Source organism: Pseudomonas sp. RIT409 (assembly GCF_003052515.2).
GTDB lineage: Bacteria > Pseudomonadota > Gammaproteobacteria > Pseudomonadales > Pseudomonadaceae > Aquipseudomonas.
Genome location: NZ_QARE02000042.1, coordinates 1 through 18878, shown reverse-complemented (window position 1 = coordinate 18878; position 18878 = coordinate 1). Strand labels below are relative to the sequence as shown.

Here is an 18878-nt window from a genome sequence, read left to right as displayed (position 1 = left end):
CGGACCGAGTGGAATGGATCATCATGGGCCCTTGCCCCGAATCCCTGCGCCCCTACGTCCATGAATGGCGGAGCGCGGTCGAGGGCGAACTGTACCCCGGCGTGCTCGCTTCCCTTGACCTGCATCTGGCACTCATCCCGGCCGGCGACAGCCTCTACAGCGAGCACAAAAGTACGCGTCTGGCCCTGGAATTTGGCGCGTGCGGTTACCCGGTGATTGCCAGTGACGTACCTGGCCTGCGCAACAGCCTGCCGCTGACCCGCGTGCAGAATTCGACCGCGGCCTGGCTGGATGCGATTGGCGCGCACCTCCAGGATCCGGAGCAGGCGAAGCGCCTTGGGCAGGCGTTGAAAGCGAAGGTGGCGAGCGACTGGATGCTCGATGAGGCGCACCTGCAGCGCTGGCAGGCGGCACTGCTGGATCGCTGACCTGATGTGCCGAGGGTTCCGGTCGGAGCCCTCGAACGTCGCTCGATGCGCTTACCAGCGGATGACGCAACCGCCCCACGAGTAGCCAACGCCGAACCCCACTGCGGTAATCAGGTGGCCGCGCTGGATCTGCCCTTTGTTCAGCGCCTCTTTCAGCGCGACGGGGATACTGCTCGACACCGTGTTGCCGCAATGCCTGAACTCGGTGATGAACTTCTCGGGCGGTAACTTCAGACGCCGCCGCAAAGCATCGAGCATGAACTGGTTGGCTTGATGGAACGCGAACAGATCGGACTGCTCGACCGTGAAGTGTTCATCGAACAGCGAGGCAAACAGCTTGGGCACCTGAGTCATCGAAAACTCGAAAATCGCCGAGCCGTTCATGTACAGGTTGGCGTCCGAACGGACATTACCACTGTCGTCGCCATATTCAGCGGGGGTGTCTCCGGCCACCCAGGGCCGACGGGCACCGCCCACCGGCACGATCAGGTTGGGCGCCCCGGCGCCGTCGCTGCCATACCGAAAGCGGTCCAGGCTGGGCAACGCGTCGTCCGCGGCCTTGATCAGGGTCGCCGCGGCCGCATCGCCAAACAGCGTGCGAACGCTCTTGTCCTGGGGGTTGATGTAACGGCTGTAGGTGTCGGCGGTGATCAGCAGGACGTTGCGGCACTGACCGGATTCGATGAAGCCCTTGGCCAGCCCCAATCCGTAGATGAACCCTGAACACCCTTGATTGAAATCGAAGGCCGCGCAGTGCTGGGGCAGTTGCAAGCGATGTTGCAGGATGCACGCGGTGGCCGGAAGCAGGTAGTCCGGGCTCTGGGTGCAGTAGATCAGGCAGTCGATCTGGTCGCGCGTGGTATCGCTGTTGGCGAACAGCTTTTCGCAGGCACGAAACGCCAGATCCGACGCCGTTTCCCCCTCGGCCACGATATGGCGTTCATTGATGCCGGTCTTCTGGAAGATCTTGTCGACATCCCACTCGGGAAACTCCCGCGCCAGCATCTCGTTGCTCAGTACGCGTTCGGGAAGTTCGTACTCTATTTCACTGATTCGAGCGTAACGGGCCATGGCATGCCTATCCTGAAATCCGCTTGGCCGGCACGCCGAACACCACGTCGCCGGGTTTTACCGCGCGCAGCACGACACTGCCTGCGCCGACCACTGCGCCCCTGCCAACCCGTACCTTGGGCAGGACCGAGGAACGCGAGCCCATGAACACCTCCTCTTCGAGCACCGCACCGCCGGTCAAATCGCAGTGGCCGCTCAAGGTCGAGAAATCGCCGATGTGGGTGTCATGGCCGATGGTGCACAGTGAATTCACGGTCACAAAATCACCGATGGTCAAATCCACTGACAACACGGAAAACGGACACACCAGCACGCCCCGCCCGATCTTGACGTTCTCCCCGACGATGGCTGTGGGATGAACCAAGGTGAAGAACTGCGCGCCTTTGGCCAGCAGTTTTTCGACCACGTATTTCTTGTCGGAAGGCTTGCCGATGGCCACCAGCAGCCGCTCGTCGTCCGCAGGCTCGTAGGCGTCGATGGTCGACAAGATATCAGCGTAGTGGTGGAAACGATTCAGCGAGAGGCTGCCGTCATCGAGAAAGCCGCCGATGCTGTAGCCATCGTTGTGCTCGACCCAGTCCTTGAGCCAGGAATGCACCTCCCGCCCCAGCCCACCAGCGCCCACGATGATCAGTTTGGTCACGTTCATTCGGCCAGGTACCCCCCGTCGACCACCAACGATGTGCCTGTGACCCAGCGCGCCGCGGGGGACAACAGGTAATGGACGGCGTACGCGACATCCAGCGGTTCGCCCAGACCGAGCGGGTGCTTGCCCTCGATGGCTGCCATAGCGTCCTCGCCCACCAGCCCTTCGAGCTTGTCGGCCATCTCGGTCCTGACCACACCCGGTGCGACGGCGTTGACGCGAATGCCTTCCCGGGCCAGCTCCAGTGCCGCGGCACGGACCATCGACTCCACCGCCCCCTTGCTGGCGCAATAGCCCACCAGCGCAGGCTGGGCGACCTGCGCCATGACCGAGGACAGCATCACGATACTCGACGGCGTGCGGCACACGCCTTTTTGCCGGAACGCCTTGATCAACGAAAACCCGGAGGTGACATTGGTGGCGAAAATTTTCTCCCAATGGTCCAGCCCCATAGCCCGGATCGGCAGTGGCAACTGAACCCCGGCCGCATGCACCAGCCCGTCCAACGGCGTAGACGCCTTGACCAGCGCTTTCATCCACGCCGAGACATCGTCGCCCGCCAGGAAGTCGAAGCCGTGACAGCTGTGCCCTTCCCCTTGCAAGCGGCCAAGGGTTTCTTCCAGGCGCGGCAGGTCGCGACCGACCGCGACGATCCGCGCGCCCTGCTGACTGAGCCAGATCGCCACCTGACGGCCTATGCCGGAGGAAGCACCGGTGACCAGGATGGACATGCCGTCCAGCGAAAAAGGATGGGTCTGCACTTAGGCCTCGTTACGCGATGGGGCGACCCGCGTCAGCGGGCTGATCCGGGTGTTGTTGAAATCCACGACGCAACCTGCCCATGAATAGCCGACGCCAAACCCGGCCAGCAGGTAATGGCCTTGCAGCGTGGTGGCAGCGCCCTGGGCATCCAGGCTCAGCGCCAACGGAATCGACGCACTGCTGGTATTGCCGACCTGCTGCAGATTCAGGACCACCTTTTCAGACGGCACCTTGGCCTTCTTGGCCAAGTGCTCGAGCATGAACCGGTTGGCCTGGTGGAACACGTATTTTTCGATCGCCGCTGACTGGTCAACGGCACAGGCCTCCAGCGCGCGCACCAGTGCCGGAACCCTCGCCAAGGTGAAAGCGAAGATCTCGGCGCCGTCCATGTACAGATCGAACGGGCCGCGTACGCCCTCCTCAGAAGTCGACGTATCCAGGCCGCTGCGATCCCGGAACGCGCCACCCGGCACTCTCAGGTTTTTCTCGCCTCTGCCATCGGTACCCAACACGAAAGGCGTCGCAGGGGCCGAAGGGTCGTAGTCGATCAAGGTCGCCGAGCCGGCATCGCCAAACAGCGCGGCGACGGAACGGTCATCGGGCGCGACCAGTTTGCTGATGGTGTCGCCCACCAGCAGCAGCACCCGCTTGCTGGCGCCACTGGCAACCATTGCCGAGGCCATCCACAGGCCATACACGTAACCCGAACAGCCCATGTTCACGTCCAGAGCGGCCGTGGTGTAGGGCAGCTCAAGGCGCCGCTGCAGCGTGCAGGCCGTGGCGGGCAATACGTAATCCGGGGTTTGGGTGACAAACAGCAGCGTGTCGATCGAGGCCTTGTCGACATTCAGATCGCTCAGCAGCCGTTGCGCCGCCTCGACGCAGAGGTCAGAGGTGCATTGGTCCGTGACCACATGACGGCGCTCAATGCCGGTGCTGGCCATGATCTTGGACACGCTTTCCTCACCGAAGCGAGCTGTCAGGTCGGCCACTTCCGAAAGGGTGTCGGGCAACGCACACGCAATGCCGCGCACACGCGCTGCTGAAATACGGCGCACCGCGTCATCGGTACTGCCTGTGACGCTGTTCATACGGGCTCCTCGCCAGGTAATGCAGCGAGCCCGGACTGCTGGGCCCATTCCGCGCACGACGCCCGAAAATGCAGAAGCTTGGCTTCCGTCGAGCTGAAATAGCGGGGTGGCTCCCACGACCAGGTATCGCCGGGAATGCGCTTGCAAATGGAATGGTCTTCGTCGAAAACCGCTCGGTTGTTTTCTGCCGTCGACGCCATGAAGGTCGCGACGATTTCGTCATAGCGCTCGGAGGCCGCACGCAGCGCAAACAGCTGGCTGGTGAACCAGGTGCGGTCATCACACGATGACGGGAAAAAATTCTGCATCGACCACGAATAGCCGTAAGTCGAGGACAGCATGGAAAATGGATAAAGAAACAGGCTGATGTAGCCGGGGAATGCCTCGCGCGGCGCGAAAAACCGTGACAGGCCTTCCAGGCGTCGCGCAACCTTTTCGTTCTCCACCGGCGCGGACCAGATGGAGTTTTCCCCGTAAAAAACGTTCTCCCCGCGGCCCAGTTTCAAAGTGGCCAGCGTGTCCCGGTGCACAAGGGGAATGTGATACGGCTCCAGTGCATTTTCGAGGGAAATCGACCAGTCGGCTTCGAACGCGTAGCGGTTGAAATCGGCGACGCCACTTAAGTCCGGCGTCGTCTGCGCGATCAATCGATAAATCTCGGGGCCTAATTGATCCGCCAGCGACGCACGCGGCTCGATGGCGAAGAACACCAATTCGCCGCAGAACGCGAGCTTGAAGAAATTCAGGTCGGCCTTACCGATGTCACACCCCGTGAAGCTTTTGGCGTCGGGAATGCGCAGGTGCCCCGCGCCATAGCTCCAGCCGTGGTAAGGGCACAGAATCCGCTGGCGCCCCCGATCCTCGGTGAAGAAACGCGTGCCACGGTGGGGGCAACGGTTATCGAAGGCAATCAGGTTGCCCGCGTCATTGAACACCACGACTTCGAAGTCCAGCACGTTGAAGCGTATGAAATCCCTGTCCTCGGCAACCTGCGACTTGAGACAGAGCGGGTGCCAGTAGGCGCTCACCAAGGCTGGCGCAATCTGTCGGGATTTCGTGCTTGTCATGAAGGTGTCCAGAAAACGAAGCTGGCCAGTGTCACTCGGCAACCAGGGTGATGACGTCTCTTACCGTCACACACTTGTTCAGACGCGCAGCCGACAGCGTCTTGTTCAGGTGCTCATCGGCCATGGCCATGAACGTCACCAGCGCAATCGAATCCCAGTCCAGCGGCTGATCGACCGTCAGCGATCCTGCGTCCGCTTCCATCGCCTCTTCAATCAAACCTACGACTTTCTCTTCCATCACTCGCCACTCCACAGAACGTGATCGGACGCTTTCGCCGATGCATGTGGCTGCCGAAGCAAGATCCGAACCAACGACCCTCAAGAGGGCTAAAACCCCCGCCGCACAAGGCGTTCAGCGCCGATGAAGAAAAATGACAGGCGTTGCGAGAGACAAAAAGTCGGCGCTTGCGAGATCGCCGCTCCATGAAAAAAGGCGCCACTGAGGGCGCCTTCGCAAACCTGCAACCCTCAACCTGCCGGGCGCTCGTCACCGATCTTCAACCCGCGCATATGAAACACCAGCATGGTGCCCTGGATGTGATACAGCTCCAGGTCATCGGCCAGGCTTTCCAAGTAGCGGGTCAGTTCCGGGAACTGCGGGTTGCCGTAGTCGTGCCAGACGATGCAATTACGTTCTCCGCCCAACATGTGCAGGGAGTTCTCGGTGTCTTTCTTGACGTAGTCATACTCGTGGTTGGCGTCGACGAAGATAAAATCGAACTTGCCGGCGTACGGGGTCGGATCGAACGTCATCGAGTCCTGGAGGATTTGTTTGACCATGCCTTTCTTGGGCGAGAGGTTGTATTTGCGCGTCGAAAGCAGCGCCTTCTCGGCCAACAACTTGTCGTCACCCTGAAACACCACGCCCTCGGTATCTGGCAAATCCAGCGTGTAGATACGCGGATTCTGGTCGCCGTTATCCGGCAGGTCTTCCAGCACCAACCGCGTGGTGCGGCCATCGAAGGTGCCAAACTCGAAAATGAAGTCGGGCTTGATCGCCCGCACCAGCTTAAGCAGCATCACCGACTCGAACGCGGTCAGGCTCCCTGCCCCGTCCGCCGGGGGCATGAAAAACTTCACTTCTTCCTCGCGGCCATCTTCGATGCTTAGCACGCGGTAAGGTCGGATGTGCATCAACTTGGAGGGCGCGAAGGTGTTGGTGGCAAGGCAGGTGGTCATGTTCTTTCCTCGATGGATTCATGCGTGCTCATTGCGCAGTCAGTGCTGAGCGGGCATGTCGGCTTTCAGTTGCGCCAACTCTTTTTCGTATTTGACGATCTTGAGAATGCGCGAATTGACGAAGTGGCGCGTGATGGCCTTGGGCGAATAGAACACGTCGGTCTGCCATTCGCCGCACAGCAATTCCTGGCCCGTCGGATCGTCGGCGGGCTGCATGATCATGTCAGCCATGATGCGATCGATGCCCGACACATTGGGCCCGGACTCATGCCAGAGTCGACTGTCCATGACGACAAAATCACCGGGCATCAATTCGGGGGTCACGGTGGGCCATTGCACGTCGAAACTCGTAGGGTCGATTTCTCCGGCGTCTCCCAGCACACCCAACCGGTGCGAACCCACATGGAACGTCAGGCCACCGTTGTCTTTGTCCACCCGACTCACCGGGACGAATACGCTGCACTTGTTCAGGTTGCCAGCGTGATAACAGCTGTCCTGATGCAGAAAGACCTTGTTCGGGCTCAGGGCGTCCTTGATCACGAAGCGGTGGTTATACAGCGCGATGTGATCGCCCATGATCGCCTTCAGCGTCTGAGCGAACACCGGCTCACGGTACATATGGGCGAGGCGCTCGGGGAGCTGCTCGTTGAGCGACACTGGATTGGCGCGGTTGACGTCCCGGCCCTTCTCCAGAATCGTCGCGTGAAACACCTTCCACTCGCTGACCCAGGCGTCGACCACGTCCCGCGCGATGGCGTTACGCACCACGAACACACCGGTCTTGCGGAAGACCGCAGGATCGAAGGTGGCCGACGACAGGCGCGGCAACAGCGCTTCCAGCGACGCGACGCTGGCGGGCATGGCGGGCTTCATATCCAACGGAACTGCAATTCGTTGTCCTGGCTCTGCTTGGCCTTGTTGCAGCGCGCCAGCACGTTGTAACGGATCGGGAACAGCTCTCGGCCGGGGGATTCGAGAATGTCGATCTCAACGATGTCGAAGTCCCGAAGCAGCGCATTCCACCCGTGCTCGGTGATGCGCCAGCAATCTGGCGAAGGGCCGTGGATCCGCCAGTTCAAAGGGGCGGAAATCAGTAAATGACCGCCGTCTTTCAGCACCCGCCGAATCTCTTTGACGGCATCGAACGGGTTCAAGGTGTGCTCGATGACCTCCATGCACACCACGACATCGTACGCACTGTCGGGAATGAAGGTGTTGACCTTGGTGATATCACCCACCAGGTCGGGCCCGTAGGTGTCGACGATGTCGAACGTCTCCACCGCAAAGTTATGAAAGCTCTCCCGGACCAGGGAGCGATCCTGCGGACCGACTTCCAGCAACCGTCCTGATTCGCCTCGCAAGTGCTCTGCGGTTTTCTTGACGAACTGTTGCAGATGATCGCGAGCCAGTTGAAACGTGTCGTTATCGAATTGCGATGGTGTCGCCATGATGAATCCTGGTATCTGCCGGGAGGCAGTGGGTGAAAATGAATCGGCGCCATGCGCAACGCCTTGCTGTTCGCATATCGGCCACGCATCGACGAACGTTAATTGGCTCGAACGCGCCGATACGTGCCCCGGAGGGCTCCCACGTCACGCAGTCGTCGCTGCCAAATGGCGATGCAAGGGTCGCGCCACCGCCCTGAACACCTGCGGTTTGGCCGGGTTATTGCTACGTATCCAGCCCATTGAAGACGGTGCGTCATTTTCATGGCGCTCCGGTTTTTTCAGCGCGTCGTTCGGTGCGAGCGAGCGTTCAAGTCAGTTTTTTCACCGAGCGGAAACCCAGATGGATTCACAACGACTGGTCAGTGTCGTCATCGCCGTGTGCCGGACCGAGTTTTTTGAAACGGCCTTGCGCAGTGTGATCGAGCAAACCCACGATGCGATCGAGATCGTGATTTGCGATGACACCCACGACGGCCTGGCCGAGACGGTCAGCGATCTGTACCGGGCGTCCTGTCCCTGGCCGATTCGCTACCTGCGCAACGAGCGCACGCCGGGAATCGAGGCGTGTTTCGAACAAGGGATTGATGCGGCCAGCGGCGAGTACATCAAATTTCTCTCGGGTGACGGCCTTCTTGGCCCCGACTGCATCCGGCAGATGGTCGCGGCGTTGGCAGCGAGCCCACAGGCCCGCCTGGTATCGGCCCATCGCCAATGGCTCGACGCCGACGGCGCCCTGCTCCCGGAAAATCTGACGACACGTTTTCGCGTCGACCAGCCGCTGGTGCTGCGCGGCCCCGACGTGGTCGCGGTGCTGGGTGAGTTCACCTGCAACTTCATCGGCGAACCGAGCGCGATAATGTGTCGGCGTCAGGAGGTCATGGCGCTAGGCGATGCGCCGTTCACGTTGGGCGGTGAGTCCCTTGGCTTGCTGAGCCCGCTGGCGCTGTACGCGCGCCTGCTGAGCACAGGTGACCTGATTGTGCTGCCGTCGACGTTGAGCGCCAGCCGCATCGCCCCGCAGCACCTTACCGATCAGGGGATCGAGATCGCAGGCGCTGACACCGAAGAGGTTCACCGCTTCCATCGTCTGGTACGTGAAGCCGGTTGGGCGAGCACCTCCCTGGCCAACGGCCGCGTCGGTGCACGGGCGCTGGCTGGCTCGGAAGGCTTTAGCGATTTCGACTTGCTGGCACACCTGTCTGGCCCTGCGCCGCAACGCCTGAATCCTCAGCAGGTGCAAGCATGGCTGGAGTACCGCACGCCAGACAAAGGGCAACAGCGCGAGATTGATCGCCACTTCAGTGAGTCGGAAACGCCCTCGCTGCTGGTGGTGATCAAAGACCTCGACTCGCCCCCGGCTGACGTCCAACTCACCCTCGACAGCCTGCCCAAAGACGGCCCGATGGCGGCGATGATTCAGGTGGTCATGGCGTCCGAGTTCACGGCACCTGCCCCACAAGACATGGCTTCGGTGCTGAACCAGATCGTCCAATCCCGTGCGTTCGATTGGCTGCTGACGGTCGACGCCGGTGCGCAGTTCACGTCTTTTGGACTGACCGCCTGCGCCCTGCAACTGATGCAGGCGCCTGACCTCGCACTCGCCTTCGCAGATCACATGCATCGCCACCCTCAAGGCGGTCTGACGTCGGCCCTGCGCTCGGATTTCAATCTCGATTACCTGCTCAGCTTTCCGCTGCAAGCCGCTGCCCACTGGCTGTTCGCTCGCACGACCCTTGAGCGTCTGGGCGGCTTCGATCCGCAGTTCAGCGACGCGGCGGAATTCGACCTTATCCTGCGGCAGATCGAGCATGGCGGCACCGAGGGCATTGCCCATGTCTGTGAGCCGCTGCTGGTCTGCGACTTGCCCGCGACAACGCCTAACCTGCATGAAATCGGCACCCTTGAGCGCCACCTCAAGGTCCGCGGTTATGCGCAGGCGCAGGTCGTTCATACCCTACCCCGGCGCTATCACGTGCTGTATGGCCACACCGCGCAACCGGTGGTGTCGATCATCGTGCCGACCAAGGATCAGTTGCCGTTTCTGCAACGCTGCGTGGAAACCCTGCTGCACAAGACTCGCTACCCAAACTACGAGCTGTTGATTGTCGACAACAACAGCGAAACCCCCGAAGCCTTGGCGTGGCTAGCGCAGATCGAGGCCATGGGTTCGGATCAGGTCCGGGTGCTGCGCTACCCTCATCCCTTCAACTATTCGCGCATCAACAACGTCGCGGCGGCTCAGGCGCGAGGCGAGTATCTGGTGCTGCTGAACAACGACACGGCCATCGTGCACGAGCGCTGGCTGGACGAATTGCTCAACCATGCTTTGCGACCTGAAGTGGGCGTGGTCGGCGCCAAGCTGCTCTACCCCACTGGACGCATGCAGCACGCTGGCGTGCGCATGGGGCTGGACGGGCCCGCCGGTCACCAGCACATCAGCGAACCTCAGCATGTCCAGGGTTACACCCAGCGGGTTCAAGTGGATCAGGACCTGAGCGCGGTCACCGCGGCGTGCCTGATGGTTCGTCGTTCGGTTTACGAAGAGGTCGGCGGCCTCGATGAAACCGCGTTCGTCGTCTCCTACAACGATGTCGACCTGTGCCTGAAAGTCGGCGCACTGGGCTACCTGAATGTCTGGACGCCCCATTCGGTACTGATTCACGAAGGCAGCGTCAGCCAGACCCATGTCGACACGGCGGCCTATCAGGTCAAACGCAAGCGCTTCGTGGGCGAGCAACTGGCGATGTACCGCAAATGGCTACCGCTGATCGGCCGCGATCCTGCTTTCAACCCCAATCTCTCGTTGGACCTGCAGTCGGTGGAACTGGAACTGAACATGCAGTTGGTCTGGCGGCCGATGGCCTGGCGTCGTGCGCCGGTGGTGCTGGCCTACCCCGACGGGCTGTGGGCCGCCCCTCAGGAACGGGTGATCGGTCCGTTGCAGGCGCTCGAACTGCGCGGCGTCATCGAAGGCAAGCTCAGCAGCGGCCCGTTGTCGATTCCACAGGAAGCGCGCTTGAACCCTGACGTCATCGTCTTTCAGGCGCGCCTCGATGAAGGCTTCCTGCAGACGGTGGCGCGTGCCCGAATCCTGCCGAACGCGTTCGTCATTCTTGACTTGAATGACCTCGACCTCGCCCCGGAGCAGCCGTCCGAAGACGCATTCGCCTTCAGCCCGGAGCGGCTGCAACGGCTGCAACAATTGCTTGGCCAAGTGGACCGGGTCATCGCCGCCAGCCCCATGCTTGCCGACATCGCGCGCGAGTTTCATGCCGACGTGCACCTGATTCCGTCCCGGCTGAACGTCGACGTTTGGGGACATCTGTCCTGCGCACGCGGACGCGGCGCAAAACCGCGGGTGGGACTGGTCAACGATCACTGGCAAGCCCAGGATTTGCAGATGATTGTCCCCGTCATCGAAGCACTGGCCGATGAAGTGGAATGGATCGTGATGGGCGACCATCAGGGCGTGCTGCGCGCCTACGCCCACGAACACCATGAATTGCCCGGGGCCGATCAGTTTCCTGCTGCGCTCGCCGCATTGGATCTGGATCTCGGCTTGCTGCCGGCGAACGATAACCTGTTCACCACTTGCCGTACCGACCTCGCCGCGCTTCGACTGGGCAGTTGCGGCGTCCCAGTGGTGTGCAGCGATGTGCGACCCTTCTCCGGTGATCTGCCCGTGACACGTGTTCCGCACACCCTCTCAGGCTGGCTGGAGGGCATTCGCGCGCACACCCAGGATCCGTCGACCGCTGCGCACCTGGGCGATCAGTTGCGAGAATACGTGCTCCGCCATGGAGTGTTCGATGACTCGACCGCCCAGGCTTGGCAGGACGCCTGGCGACCCAAGCGCTGACACAACAGGACGGCCGCCGGTTACGGCGCTGCGCTGTCCATATCCTGGGTGACGAAGGCTCGCTGACGGCGATAGCCGCCGGGGCTCTCGCCGGTCCACTTCTTGAAAGCCCGGTGAAACGCACTGGGCTCCTGAAAGCCCACGAGCGCGGCTATATCGACCACGCTCATGTCGGTTTCACGAAGCTTCTGTTGGGCGATGCCCCGGCGGACCTCGTCCTTGATCCCCTGAAACGCGCAGCCCTCGCGTTCCAGGCGGCGCCGGAAGGTGGTGGGGCTCAGTTTCAGTTCCGCCGCCATTTGCAGCAGCGTCGGCCAGTGCCCGTAATGGCTGCTGCGCAGCCGTTGGTAGACTTGCGACGCCAATCCGCGCTGATTGCGGAAGCGAATCACCAGCCACTGCGGTGCAGTGCGCAGAAAGGACTTGAGCGAAGGCAGCGACTGCACCACCGGCAAACGCAGGTAATGGCTGGAAAACTCGACCTCGGTACGCGCCTCGCCAAACGCCAGGTTGAATCCCCAAAGCAGTGAATCGTCACTCAGCCGTTCCCGGGTGTGGCGAAAATGGGCGCGATCGATGGTCAACCGACGCCCCCCCAACCAGCACAACAGGCTGATCATCAGCAGCAGGAAGGTTTCCTCGCCAAAGCGTCCCTTGGTGGGGTCGGCAGCCCGGTTGTCCACAGAAATGATGGCCCGCGGACCGCGCACGATCAGGTGGCCACGAAAGTCTTTCAGGAACAGGGCGAAATTATTCAGGCACTGGCGCAAGGCTTTCTCCAGATTCGGCTCTTGGATCAGCCCCCGGCAGATCAAGGCAAAACTGCCCAGGGGCATGCCATGGCTGTCGAGGTCGAAAAACTCGTCTTCCAACTCCTTGATCTGAATCAGCCATAACGCGGCGAATGCGCTCGCCGGGACTCGCGCCGTTGGGTCGCTCAGCAAAGCCATGTCGATGCCCGCCCCTTCCAGCACCGATTGCAGGCGCAGCGGCTGGTCACGCAAGGCCTGCGTCACCAAGTGAACGAAGTAGATCGAGACCGAATCCTTATCCCGCATGAGCCGCCATTCCTGTTGTCGTTATGAGCCACGACACTGATGGTAAAGAACGCCAGCCAATCTGGACAGTTTCGGCATAGGCCCCCTCCGGACGCCGATCTAGACTTGCCCGCACAGCGCGCCTGACCGAAATGTCGTGGGTCGGGCTTTTTCTCCGTTCAGCCAGCTATCAGGAGTCGACATGGGTACTACCGAAGTTTTCGTCGTCAGCGCGTTGCGCACCGCCATTGGCGGATTTGGCGGCTCCCTCAAAGACGTTTCACCCATCGAGCTGGGCACTCAGGTCAGCCGTGCGGCATTGGCGACCTCTGGACTCGCCGCGGAGCACATCGGCCATGTGGTCATGGGCCACGTCATTCCGACCGAAGTCCGCGACGCCTACCTGTCTCGGGTCATCGCACTGGAGGCCGGCCTGACCAAGGAAACCCCGGCGATGAATGTCAATCGCCTGTGCGGCTCCGGCTTGCAGGCCATCGTGTCCGCTGCGCAATCCGTCCTGCTGGGGGATGCCAAGGCTGTGCTGGCTGGCGGCGCCGAATCCATGAGCCGCGGCGCTTACATCATGCCGCAGGCCCGCTGGGGAGCGCGGATGGGCAACGTGCAGGCCTATGACTACATGCTCGGTGCGCTGCATGACCCCTTCGCCAACATCCATATGGGGATCACTGCAGAAAACATCGCCGAACACTACGGCATCACCCGCGCCGATCAAGACGCCTTGGCACTGGCGAGCCAGCAGCGAGCCGCACGCGCCATTGCCGAAGGTCGTTTCGACGGCCAGATCGTCCCCATCGAAATTGCCACCCGCAAAGGCACAGTCACCTTTGCGCAGGATGAGCACGTGCGCGGTGAAGTGACGGCCGAGCAACTGGAAAAGATGAAGACTGCCTTCAAGAAAGATGGCACCGTCACGGCGGGCAACGCCTCGGGCTTGAACGACGGCGCCGCCGCACTGATCATGGCCAATGCCGAGATGGTGCGCACACATGGCCTCAAGCCGATGGCCCGCCTCGTGGCCTACGCACATGCGGGGGTCGAGCCCTCGATGATGGGCCTGGGTCCGATTCCGGCAAGCCGCAAAGTGCTGGAGCGCGCCGGGCTGACCGTCGCCGACCTGGACGTGGTCGAGTCCAATGAAGCATTCGCGGCCCAAGCCTGTGCCGTGGCCCGCGAACTGGGTTTCGATCCGGAGAAGGTCAACCCCAACGGGTCAGGGATTTCGCTTGGCCACCCGGTCGGCGCGACGGGCGCGATCATCGCCACCAAGGCCATCCATGAACTGCAGCGTATCGGCGGCCGCTATGCGCTGGTCACCATGTGCATCGGCGGCGGACAAGGCATCGCTGTGATCTTCGAACGCGTGTGAGGGGACGCTCCACATGACCATGCAACATATTGCCGTCATCGGCGCAGGCACCATGGGCAACGGCATTGCGCAAGTCTGCGCAGTGGCCGGCTTCGACGTGACATTGCTGGACATCAACGACGCGGCGTTGGAACGCGGCCTGGCCACGATCCGCAAGAACCTGGAACGCCAGGTCAACAAACAGACGCTGACCGCCGAGATTGCCGAGCAAGCGCTGTCGCGAATCCGTTGCACCACCGACTACGCAGCCCTGAATCGTCCGCAGGTGGTCATAGAGGCCGCCACCGAGAACCTTGACCTGAAGCTCAGGCTGCTCCGGCAGATCGCCGAGCACGTCGGCCGCGATTGCGTTATCGCGTCCAACACCTCGTCGCTGTCGATTACTCAACTGGCGGCGAGTGTCAGTGACCCTGACCGCTTCATCGGCCTGCACTTTTTCAATCCCGTACCGATGATGGGCCTCATCGAGGTCATCAGAGGCCTGCAAACCGCCGACGAGACGCACGTGGCGGCGATCAAGCTCGCCGAGCGCCTGAACAAAACCGCCATCACGGCGGGCAATCGTCCAGGTTTCGTGGTCAATCGCATTCTGGTGCCGATGATCAACGAAGCGATTCTGGTGCTTCAGGAGGGGCTCGCCACCGCTCAGGATATTGACGATGGCATGCGACTGGGCTGCAACCAGCCCATTGGGCCTCTGGCACTGGCCGATCTGATCGGCCTCGATACGCTGCTGGCGATCGTTGAGGCTTTCCACGAGGGCTTCAACGACAGCAAATACCGCCCTGCACCACTGCTCAAAGAAATGGTCGCGGCCGGGTATCTGGGGCGTAAGAGCGGGCGTGGCTTCTTTATCTATAACTGACGAATTGCGCTTTATCTCTGTAGGAGCGCCCTTGCCCGCGATGACAGACGAGCAATCAACATCGACTCATCTGCTCTGACGCCATCGCGGGCAAGCTCCTACAGTTGCTCGGGGCCCACAAAAAAACCGCACCTTTGTCGGATGCGGTTTTTTCGTTTCAAACGCAGGATCAATGAGAAAACAACGAATTCCCCACCTTGCCCGCCATCTTCTCCGGCTTGATCAGGAACCGCGCCAGTGCAGGCAACAGCCACAGCGCGCCGAACATGTTCCATAGGAGCATGAACGTCAACATCAGCCCCATGTCAGCCTGGAACTTGATGGCAGAGAAAATCCAGGTACAGACGCCGATCGCCAGACACAACCCTGTGAACAGCACCGCCTTACCGGTGGACTTGAGGGTTTCGTAATAGGCCTCTTGCAGGGGCAGACCAGCGCGCAGGAAGCTTTCCAGACGGCTGTAGATGTAAATTCCGTAGTCGACGCCTATCCCCACGCCCAACGCCACCACCGGCAATGTCGCGACTTTGACACCGATACCCATGAACGCCATCAACGCGTTGCCCAGCACCGACGTCAACACCAGAGGCAGTACGATGCACAGCGTCGCCGCCCAGGAGCGGAAGGTGATCATGCACATCACCGCTACACAGATGTAAACCAGAATGAGGATGGTCAGCTCAGCCTGCTTGATTACCTCATTGGTGGCCGCTTCGATACCGGCGTTACCCGCCGCCAGCAAGAACTCCAGACCTTCCCTGTTATTGGCCTGGGCGAAGTCCTGTACCGCATGCACGGCGCGGTCGAGGGTTTCGGCCTTGTGATCATTGAGGAAAATCAACAGGGGAGCCAGCGAACAGGTGTTGTTGTAGAGGCCGTCTGCGCGGGATATCGAGCTGTTGAGTACATCCTTGTTGCGCGACAACGACTCCCATTTGAGGTTGCCCTCATTCATGCCCTTGATCACCTGCTTGGATACCGTCACGAGCGAGATCGCCGACTGCACACCGGGGGTGTTTTCCATCTTCCAGGACAATTCGTTGATCGCCGATAGCGTCTGGTACGCCGAACAGCCTTCGGGCGGGGTCTTGACCATCACCACCAGCACATCGGAACTGGTGGAGTAATTGCTGATGATGAAGTTGTTGTCCTGGTTGTATCGCGAATCAGGACGCAGTTCAGGTGCCCCCTGATCAAGGTCGCCGATCTTCAGGTTATGGCCATACCACAGCCCCCCTCCCAGCGCGAGCAGCGACAGAATCACCGAAACCCTTGCAACCCTGGGGGCTGCAAAATTCGACAGCAGCCGCCAGAAGGGATGCTCGCGAACGGCATCCTCTTTACTGCGCACCACTGCTCTTTTGCTGATGCCAACGTAGGAAATCGCGACGGGAAGCAGAATCAGGTTGGTGAAGACGATGACGGCCACACCGATGGAAGCACCGATGGCCAGCTCCCGGATCACGCCGATGTCGATGATCAGCAGCGTGATGAAGCCTACCGCGTCTGCCAGGATCGCAATCATCCCCGGCAAAAACAGTTGCCGGAACGTGCGCCGCGCAGCGGTCAACGCGTTGTCGGCATCGCTGGACTGCAATGCGATGCCGTTGATCTTTTGAACGCCGTGGGAAATGCCAATCGCGAAGATCAGAAACGGCACCAGCATCGAGTACGGATCGAGCCCGAAGCCCACCACATGCATCAGGCCCAGTTGCCAGATCACCGCAATCAAGGTCGTGCTCAACACTGCCACGGTGCTACGCGCACAGCGGGTAAACCACATCAGCAGCACGAGGGTGATCAGGAAGGCCACGCCGAAGAACATCACTACCATGATCAGACCGTCGATCAAATCGCCGACCTTCTTGGCGAAACCGACGATGTGAATATCGACATTGGGGTTCTGCGCTTCGTACTTGTCGCGGATCTTTTCTTCCAGTTGATGGGAGAATTGCCGGTAGTCCAGTGGAAGCAGTTTGCTTTGGTCCTTAGGGTCCGGATAAAACTCCTGCAACGGCACGTCGACGATACTGGATTTGAAATTATTGGCCACCAGGCGTCCGACCTGACCGGACTTCAGGACATTATTGCGCAGCTTGTCCAGGCTGGCCTGAGAGCCATCATAGCTCTGCGGAATCACCTCCCCCCCTGCAAAGCCCTCCTCCGTCACCTCCGTCCAACGAACGCTCGGACTCCATAACGACTTGAGGCCCGAACGATCAACGCCGGAAATGTAAAACACTTCGTCGTTGATCTGACGAAGCGTTTCCATGTATTCCTTGGAGAAGATATCCCCCTGCTTGGCCTCCACCGAAATTCTCACGGTGTTGCCCAGATTCGCCAGGTCGTTTCGATGGTCCATCATGTTCTGAATGAACGGATGGCCGAGTGGGATCATTTTCTCGAAGCTGGTCGAAGGCCGTATGAGGGTGGCCTGCCAAAACAGAAATAGGCTGACCAGCAAACAAATGACGATCACCGTCGGGCGATTGTTAAAGATCAATCGCTCGAGCAAGGTCGGTTTGTCGTGGTGATGGTGTTGAAGATTGGTCATCTGAAAGCGTCCTCGCCGTGTCAGTTCTTATTGTTGAGCGACATCGGCGCCCGTTGGCGAGGCGAGGTGCACGCCGCCTTGTCCTACCAGAATGAGGTTCCCCTTGTTGTCTTCGGCGACCCCCGACAGCGATAAACGATCAGGACGATTGGACACTTCGAAGGTTGCGCCGTCGTCGGTGCTGCGCATCACGCTGCCGCCATTACCGACCAACACGATAGAGTTGTCCGGCATGAGCGATGCGTTGGCGATGCTGAATTCGAGAGGACCTCGTTCACCTTGAAGTGATATCGGCTCCCAACTGCTGCCAAAGTCCGTGGAGCGAAATAAGTTGCCGCGCAGGCCGTAAGCCAGCAACGTCTGGGGTTCAGTAGTTCCCATTGCCCCGAACAGCGAACCTTGATAGGGACCTTCCAGCTTCTCCCACGTCTGCCCATCATCGTATGAGCGGAACATGCTCCCCATTTCCCCGACGATGAATAAACCCGCGTCCTTGACGTAGGTAATGCCGTTGAGGTGGTACTGGTCTTCGTTATCGAGACGGTCGCCAATGTCCTCCCAATGCTGGCCGCCATCGCTCGTCGCCAACACGGCCCCGTAGGCGCCGACGGCAATGCCATTGGAAACATCTTTGAACCAGACATCCAGCAGCGGAGCCTCTCGCTTGAGATCTTCGAATTGTTTGATCCAGGTAACACCACCGTCACTGCTCGCGAGGATCTGTGCATCGTGGCCCACGGCCCATCCGTGCCGAGCGTCAACGAAATAGACAGCCGTCAGCAATTGCCGCGTCGGGACTTTAGCCTGGGTCCAGCTCTTGCCTTGATCATCGGAATACAGAATGTGGCCACGGTCCCCGACCACAACCATGCGGTCGCCGGCGTGGGTGACATCCAATAACAGGCTACGGGAGGCTTTCGTAGACTCAAGCGCGAAAACGCTAGCATCGCCTGCGCTGGGCGAAGGGCCGACGGAAGTACTGTCCGCTGCCACTGCCGTACCATACAGCGTCATGGTGACGACCAATGCGACTGCAGCATTCAGAGGTCTTCTCGCACGAATCGCCTGAAAACCAGCGTTGCGCAGCACGGATATGGAGCCGGTGCCCTGATTGAATGGCTCACACATGCAGCTTCCCCTTTCTTTATTTTTATTAGGTCGTCGGAAAGCTGCACATTGCCGCAGACGCTCTAGCTCGCGCACGCAGCTTTACCGAAGCGAGCTCATCCTAGCCAGCTTTAGAAACGTATGACAATCGACATGACGTTATCTTTTGTTAAGCAATGTCACGATGATTGACGCGCTATCACCGAAACTGATTGGCGTCTTTGAGAAGGGAGATTGGCTGTCGATCGACATATTTTCGGATTGTCTGCAAGCCAACCATCAGCGCGCCGCCACGCACTTTTAACCGCCCGAAAAAGACAAAACCCCGTCTGCTTTCGCAAACGGGGTTCTGCAATTGAATCTTGACGATGACCTAC

At 60.4% G+C, this 18878-nt stretch carries 15 protein-coding genes and 1 pseudogene; 4 read left to right on the top strand and 12 right to left on the bottom strand.

Annotation, left to right across the window (positions count from 1 at the left end; translation table 11 throughout):
- Window positions 1-428: pseudogene (locus DBP26_RS26580) on the top strand (glycosyl transferase); the annotation flags it as partial.
- Window positions 429-479: 51 nt separating this feature from the next.
- Here DBP26_RS26580 and DBP26_RS26575 read toward each other — a convergent pair.
- The 9 genes from DBP26_RS26575 to DBP26_RS26535 all read right to left on the bottom strand — a co-directional run bounded on the left by DBP26_RS26575 (window position 480) and on the right by DBP26_RS26535 (window position 7692).
- The gene (locus DBP26_RS26575; protein ID WP_108240593.1) at window positions 480-1499 is read right to left on the bottom strand and encodes a ketoacyl-ACP synthase III; all 1020 of its coding nucleotides are present in this window, start codon (window positions 1497-1499) and stop codon (window positions 480-482) included.
- A 7-nt stretch (window positions 1500-1506) separates the two neighbouring features.
- Complete coding sequence (locus tag DBP26_RS26570; protein WP_108240594.1) at window positions 1507-2148, bottom strand: acetyltransferase; 642 nt, start codon at window positions 2146-2148, stop codon at window positions 1507-1509.
- Window positions 2145-2906, bottom strand: coding sequence for an SDR family oxidoreductase (locus DBP26_RS26565; RefSeq protein WP_177411143.1), 762 nt, complete (start codon window positions 2904-2906; stop codon window positions 2145-2147). Before DBP26_RS26565 ends, DBP26_RS26570 begins: the two co-directional genes overlap by 4 nt.
- Window positions 2907-3998, bottom strand: coding sequence for a ketoacyl-ACP synthase III (locus DBP26_RS26560; RefSeq protein ID WP_108240595.1), 1092 nt, complete (start codon window positions 3996-3998; stop codon window positions 2907-2909).
- On the bottom strand, window positions 3995-5065 hold the full coding sequence (locus DBP26_RS26555) for a Rieske 2Fe-2S domain-containing protein (protein WP_108240596.1): 1071 nt from the start codon (window positions 5063-5065) through the stop codon (window positions 3995-3997). Before DBP26_RS26555 ends, DBP26_RS26560 begins: the two co-directional genes overlap by 4 nt.
- Before the next feature lie 31 nt (window positions 5066-5096).
- Window positions 5097-5303, bottom strand: a complete 207-nt coding sequence (locus DBP26_RS26550) for an acyl carrier protein (RefSeq protein WP_108240597.1) — start codon at window positions 5301-5303, stop codon at window positions 5097-5099.
- Window positions 5304-5533: 230 nt separating this feature from the next.
- Window positions 5534-6244 carry a class I SAM-dependent methyltransferase gene (locus DBP26_RS26545; protein ID WP_108240598.1) on the bottom strand — a complete coding sequence of 237 codons (711 nt, stop codon included), beginning with the start codon at window positions 6242-6244 and terminating at the stop codon, window positions 5534-5536.
- 39 nt (window positions 6245-6283) lie between these two features.
- Window positions 6284-7105, bottom strand: a complete 822-nt coding sequence (locus tag DBP26_RS26540) for a phytanoyl-CoA dioxygenase family protein (protein WP_108240606.1) — start codon at window positions 7103-7105, stop codon at window positions 6284-6286.
- Between the two features lie 8 nt (window positions 7106-7113).
- On the bottom strand, window positions 7114-7692 hold the full coding sequence (locus DBP26_RS26535; RefSeq protein ID WP_108240599.1) for a methyltransferase domain-containing protein: 579 nt from the start codon (window positions 7690-7692) through the stop codon (window positions 7114-7116).
- A 340-nt stretch (window positions 7693-8032) separates the two neighbouring features.
- Between DBP26_RS26535 and DBP26_RS26530 the strand changes: the two genes are divergently transcribed.
- On the top strand, window positions 8033-11551 hold the full coding sequence (locus DBP26_RS26530) for a glycosyltransferase (protein ID WP_158541448.1): 3519 nt from the start codon (window positions 8033-8035) through the stop codon (window positions 11549-11551).
- A 20-nt stretch (window positions 11552-11571) separates the two neighbouring features.
- On the opposite strand, the gene DBP26_RS26525 is transcribed toward DBP26_RS26530, so the two are convergent.
- Window positions 11572-12609, bottom strand: coding sequence for an AraC family transcriptional regulator (locus DBP26_RS26525; RefSeq protein WP_108240601.1), 1038 nt, complete (start codon window positions 12607-12609; stop codon window positions 11572-11574).
- A gap of 181 nt (window positions 12610-12790) precedes the next feature.
- Here DBP26_RS26525 and DBP26_RS26520 point away from each other — a divergent pair, with 181 nt between their 5' ends.
- Together DBP26_RS26520 and DBP26_RS26515 are read left to right on the top strand one after the other, a co-directional pair.
- A complete protein-coding gene (locus tag DBP26_RS26520; RefSeq protein ID WP_108240602.1) occupies window positions 12791-13975 on the top strand; it encodes an acetyl-CoA C-acyltransferase family protein in 1185 nt (394 codons plus the stop codon).
- Window positions 13976-13988: 13 nt separating this feature from the next.
- Window positions 13989-14840: a 3-hydroxybutyryl-CoA dehydrogenase gene (locus DBP26_RS26515; protein ID WP_108240603.1), complete on the top strand. Its 852-nt coding sequence runs from the start codon at window positions 13989-13991 to the stop codon at window positions 14838-14840.
- Between the two features lie 169 nt (window positions 14841-15009).
- Here the strand turns inward: DBP26_RS26515 and DBP26_RS26510 are convergent, their stop codons facing one another.
- Both DBP26_RS26510 and DBP26_RS26505 read right to left on the bottom strand, forming a co-directional pair.
- Window positions 15010-17394, bottom strand: a complete 2385-nt coding sequence (locus DBP26_RS26510; protein ID WP_108240604.1) for an RND family transporter — start codon at window positions 17392-17394, stop codon at window positions 15010-15012.
- Window positions 17395-17421: 27 nt separating this feature from the next.
- A complete protein-coding gene (locus DBP26_RS26505; protein WP_108240607.1) occupies window positions 17422-18408 on the bottom strand; it encodes a YCF48-related protein in 987 nt (328 codons plus the stop codon).
- Between the last annotated feature and the right edge of the window lie 470 nt (window positions 18409-18878).

Coding starts and splice junctions, on each gene's coding strand:
- DBP26_RS26535 (WP_108240599.1), bottom strand. CDS start 7,692: ATGGCGACACCATCGCAATTCGATAACGACACGTTTCAACTGGCTCGC.
- DBP26_RS26555 (WP_108240596.1), bottom strand. CDS start 5,065: ATGACAAGCACGAAATCCCGACAGATTGCGCCAGCCTTGGTGAGCGCC.
- DBP26_RS26525 (WP_108240601.1), bottom strand. CDS start 12,609: ATGCGGGATAAGGATTCGGTCTCGATCTACTTCGTTCACTTGGTGACG.
- DBP26_RS26510 (WP_108240604.1), bottom strand. CDS start 17,394: ATGACCAATCTTCAACACCATCACCACGACAAACCGACCTTGCTCGAG.
- DBP26_RS26550 (WP_108240597.1), bottom strand. CDS start 5,303: ATGGAAGAGAAAGTCGTAGGTTTGATTGAAGAGGCGATGGAAGCGGAC.
- DBP26_RS26570 (WP_108240594.1), bottom strand. CDS start 2,148: ATGAACGTGACCAAACTGATCATCGTGGGCGCTGGTGGGCTGGGGCGG.
- DBP26_RS26560 (WP_108240595.1), bottom strand. CDS start 3,998: ATGAACAGCGTCACAGGCAGTACCGATGACGCGGTGCGCCGTATTTCA.
- DBP26_RS26505 (WP_108240607.1), bottom strand. CDS start 18,408: ATGACGCTGTATGGTACGGCAGTGGCAGCGGACAGTACTTCCGTCGGC.
- DBP26_RS26540 (WP_108240606.1), bottom strand. CDS start 7,105: ATGCCCGCCAGCGTCGCGTCGCTGGAAGCGCTGTTGCCGCGCCTGTCG.
- DBP26_RS26575 (WP_108240593.1), bottom strand. CDS start 1,499: ATGGCCCGTTACGCTCGAATCAGTGAAATAGAGTACGAACTTCCCGAA.
- DBP26_RS26545 (WP_108240598.1), bottom strand. CDS start 6,244: ATGACCACCTGCCTTGCCACCAACACCTTCGCGCCCTCCAAGTTGATG.
- DBP26_RS26530 (WP_158541448.1), top strand. CDS start 8,033: ATGGATTCACAACGACTGGTCAGTGTCGTCATCGCCGTGTGCCGGACC.
- DBP26_RS26515 (WP_108240603.1), top strand. CDS start 13,989: ATGACCATGCAACATATTGCCGTCATCGGCGCAGGCACCATGGGCAAC.
- DBP26_RS26520 (WP_108240602.1), top strand. CDS start 12,791: ATGGGTACTACCGAAGTTTTCGTCGTCAGCGCGTTGCGCACCGCCATT.